This is a genomic window from Phenylobacterium sp. (assembly GCF_031425575.1).
Taxonomy (GTDB): domain Bacteria; phylum Pseudomonadota; class Alphaproteobacteria; order Caulobacterales; family Caulobacteraceae; genus Phenylobacterium.
Window position 1 is genome coordinate 1 of sequence record NZ_JANPJP010000161.1, and the last position, 3,802, is coordinate 3,802.

Here is a 3,802-nt window from a genome sequence, read left to right on the forward strand (position 1 = left end):
CCTCTACATCTGCGCCACCGACGAGCATGGCACGCCCACCGAGCTGGCCGCCGCCGAAGCCGGCCTCGATCCAGCGACGTTCTGCGCCCAGGCCCATGCCGTGCAGGACCGACTCGGTCGCGCGTTCGGCCTGTCGTGGGATCATTTCGGCCGTTCCTCGTCGCCGCAGAATCACCGCCTGACCCAACAGTTCGCCCAGCAGCTCTGGGAGGCCGGGTTCCTTGAGGAGCGGGTGACCCAGCAGGTCTATTCCAGCGCCGACAAACGCTTCCTGCCGGACCGCTATGTGATCGGAACCTGCCCGCACTGCGGCTACGAGGCCGCCCGCGGCGACCAGTGCGAGAACTGCACCCGGGTGCTGGACCCGGCCGACCTGTTGCACCCCCGCTCAGCGGTCTCGGGGTCGACGGAGATCGAGATCCGACCCTCCAAGCACCTGTTCCTGCGCCAGAGCCAGTTTTCAGAGCGGTTGCGCGGCTGGATCGAGGCCAAGAAGGGTGACTGGCCGCTGCTGGTCACCTCTATTGCGCTGAAGTGGCTGGACGAGGGGCTGCAGGACCGGGGGATCACGCGGGACCTGGAATGGGGCGTGCCGGTCAACGCGGCCGACTGGGGGCCAAATCCTGAGGGTGTGACGCCGGACCTAGAGGGCCTGGCCGGCAAGGTGTTCTACGTCTGGTTTGATGCGCCTATCGAATACATCGCCGCCACGGCCGAGTGGGCCGATGGCCAAGCCGGCGGGCAGGCGCCGGAGGCCGACTGGCAACGCTGGTGGCGCATGCCGGCGGCCGACGACGTGACCTACGTCCAGTTCATGGGCAAGGACAATGTGCCGTTCCACACGGTGGGCTTTCCCTGCACCCTGATGGGCGTGAACGGTGGCCTCAACGCGCCGTGGAAGCTGGTCGATGAGTTGAAGGGCTTCAACTGGCTGGACTACTACGGCGGTCGGTTCTCGACGTCGCAGAACCGTGGCGTGTTCATGGATCAGGCGCTGGAACTTCTGCCGCCCGACTACTGGCGGTGGTGGATCATCGCCAATGCGCCGGAGACCTCGGACGCCACCTTTGTCTGGGAGCAGTTTCAGGCCCAGGTGAACGCTGACCTGGCCGACGTGCTGGGCAATTTCGTCAACCGCATCCTGAAATTCACCGAGACGCGGTTCGAGGGTGTTGTGCCAGAGGGCGGCGTGGACGGACCTCTGGACGAAAAACTCTACGCCGATGTGGCCGCCAAGCTGGCTGAGCTGACCGAGGTGATGGAGGCCCGCGAGTTCCGCAAATCCGCCCAGGCGCTGCGCCAACTGTGGGTGCTGGGCAACCAGTACCTGACCGAGGCCGCGCCCTGGACCGCGATCAAGACCGACCGCGACCGCGCCGCCATGGCCGTGCGCAACGGCCTGAACCTGGTGGCCCTGTTTGCGCGCGTGTCGGAGCCGTTCATCCCGTTCGCCGCCGAGAAAATCGCCGCCGGTTTGGGCGAGCCGTTCCCAGGCGGCTGGCCGTCAGGGGAGGGCGCGGCGTTGCTGGGCGTCCTGCCCGTGGGCCGGGCGATCACGGCGCCTGAGGTGCTGTTCAAGAAGGTCGAGAACGAACAGGTCGCCGAATGGCGCGAGCGGTTCGGTGGGCCGGAAGCTTAGCCTGAACTCGTAGGCCCGTAGGCCTGACGAGGCATATCGGTATGGACCTGCTTGGCCACGGGCCTTGTAGCAGGCGGCACAAACGGGTCACCTCAACCGACAAGGCGACGCACGTGAACCGCAAGGTCCTGGGTGTTGCCCCCAAAACTCGCAATCATGGCGGCGAGGAATTGGTCGGGCTCCAGCCGGTCAAGGTCGAGGGGGTGGCCCGCGCGATCAGCGAGCAAAGCCAGGAAGGTCAGCTGCGTGCGACCGTTGCCTTCCCGGAACGGATGGATGGCGTTCAGGGTCGCCACAAATGTTGCGGCCTCACTCGAGAACTCATTTGGCGGCAAGTCACGGAGGCACGCTTGGCTTTCAGATTGGCGAACAAGGCTCGCATTTCGCTGCCGATGTACTCCGGATAGCAGAAAGCGCTCGCGCCTTTCGCGAGACGGACCGTACGGGGCTTGCCCGCCCACGCGAACACATCCTGAAACAGATGCCTATGGACAGCATAGTAGTGCGAGACGGAGAGGCGGCCTGACGGCAGCGCTTCGTCGGCGCGCTGGGTCGTGGCCGCCGCCTCAAACCGATCCAGATCCTCCTGCGATTTCAGGTCCGGGATATTCTTGAGGATAGCCGTACGAGGATAGCAGTAAGGATCAGGGCCGGCCTCGTACATGCGTCGACCGACTAGCCACTCTTGGCAAAGGCTCGGGAAATCGCGTTGCGCCGGTCGACGTCAGAGATCCCTTGACGGTCAAACTCCCGGAACTGTTGTTCCATGTCGGCGCTGAGACGAATGCCTTCCACGGCGCTAATCTTGGCGAAATTCTTGCGACCCAGGGTGAAGCGCACCTTTGCGTAGCGAGTCTTGCCAAGTGGCTTGGTCATGCGCGCATCATATCACGCCTTGCGTGAAAGTTAGACAAGGCGTGATCGGCGCCGGGGCGCGGCGCGGCACGTCGCCGAGCGACACACCCGACAGTTGAATTTCGAGGAACGCCGCTTCGCGCACATGTGTCCCCGCGTTATGCTTCAACAATGCAAGTCATCGAAGGCAGCCTGGATGATCTCGACGCCGTCGTGGCGCTTTGGATCCGCTGCGACCTCGCGCGTCCGTTCAGCGACCCGCGCGAGGACTTCCGGAGGTGTATCGGAACGCCCGACGCCGCCGTTCTCATCGGACGCGCCAACAGCGCCGTTGTCGCGACTGTGATGGTTGGGTTCGATGGCCATCGAGCCTGGGTCTATTTCCTGGCGAGTGAGCCCACGTTGCGGCGCCAGGGTTTCGCCCGCACCATGATGAATGCGGCCGAGCAATGGGCGCGTGATCGCGGCGCGCCGAGGCTCAACCTGATGGTCAGGGAAGAGAACGCCGCGGCTGTCAGCCTCTATGAACGTCTGGGCATGGCGCGCCAACCCGTGCTGCTGATGGGAAAGTCGCTCGACTAGGCGCCCTGTTGGTGGGCGATAGAATTGGCGCGGGACACGTCCTTGTCAGGGCGCTGTCGGCTCTGCGGGCTTGATGTCCAGGAAGTCCGGCATCGCGGCGTTGTACTGCGGCGCATAGCCCAGGTCTGCGACGACCTGCTGGTGGCCTTGCCACATCATGTGGAGTGCAACGTAGAGCACGATCACCAGGCCCACGTAGCCGATCCAGCGGTAGCGGTGCAGCAGGCGTGCGATCCAGGTGGCGGCCACGCCCATGAGTGCGATGGAGACCAGCAGGCCGAAAACCAGAATTCCCGGGTGTTCCCGGGCGGCGCCGGCCACCGCCAGCACATTGTCCAAGGACATCGAGATGTCGGCGATCAGGATCTGGGTGAACGCGGCGCGGAACGACTTGGCCGGCTTGACGGCGGGCTCGGTGGCCGGATCGTCATCCAGGGCGGCTTCGGCGGCCACCTCGTCGGCGACGGCCTGCTCGCGAAGTTCCTTCCACATCCGCCAGCACACCCACAACAGCAGGGCGCCCCCGGCCAGCAGCAAGCCGATGACAGCCAGCAACTGGGTGGTGATCAGCGCGAAGCCGATCCGCATGACCACTGCGGCGGCCAGACCCCACAGGATGGCCTTCTTGCGCTGGGCTTCCGGCAGGCCGCCGGCAGCCAATCCCACGGCCACGGCGTTGTCGCCGGCCAGCACGAGGTCGATCATCAGCACCTGGAACAGGGCGGA

General features: G+C 65.1%; 5 protein-coding genes. 2 read left to right on the top strand and 3 right to left on the bottom strand.

The features are described from left to right. A partial coding sequence (metG, locus tag RMO97_RS09235; RefSeq protein ID WP_310540542.1) for a methionine--tRNA ligase occupies window positions 1–1,639 on the top strand: 1,639 nt, incomplete at its 5' end. 92 nt (window positions 1,640–1,731) lie between these two features. On the opposite strand, the gene RMO97_RS21570 is transcribed toward metG, so the two are convergent. Both RMO97_RS21570 and RMO97_RS09245 read right to left on the bottom strand, forming a co-directional pair. Beyond that, a complete protein-coding gene (locus RMO97_RS21570) occupies window positions 1,732–2,100 on the bottom strand; it encodes a Fic family protein (protein ID WP_409035302.1) in 369 nt (122 codons plus the stop codon). A 214-nt stretch (window positions 2,101–2,314) separates the two neighbouring features. Further along, on the bottom strand, window positions 2,315–2,515 hold the full coding sequence (locus tag RMO97_RS09245) for a hypothetical protein (RefSeq protein ID WP_310540544.1): 201 nt from the start codon (window positions 2,513–2,515) through the stop codon (window positions 2,315–2,317). 150 nt (window positions 2,516–2,665) lie between these two features. Between RMO97_RS09245 and RMO97_RS09250 the strand changes: the two genes are divergently transcribed. Continuing rightward, window positions 2,666–3,076: a GNAT family acetyltransferase gene (locus RMO97_RS09250; protein WP_310540545.1), complete on the top strand. Its 411-nt coding sequence runs from the start codon at window positions 2,666–2,668 to the stop codon at window positions 3,074–3,076. A 45-nt stretch (window positions 3,077–3,121) separates the two neighbouring features. Here the strand turns inward: RMO97_RS09250 and RMO97_RS09255 are convergent. Then, the coding region (locus RMO97_RS09255) for a TerC family protein (protein WP_310540547.1) at window positions 3,122–3,802 on the bottom strand (681 nt) is incomplete at its 5' end.

Excerpts from the sequence above, each read along its gene's own strand:
- RMO97_RS09245 (WP_310540544.1), bottom strand. The coding sequence starts at position 2,515 with ATGACCAAGCCACTTGGCAAGACTCGCTACGCAAAGGTGCGCTTCACC.
- RMO97_RS09250 (WP_310540545.1), top strand. The coding sequence starts at position 2,666 with ATGCAAGTCATCGAAGGCAGCCTGGATGATCTCGACGCCGTCGTGGCG.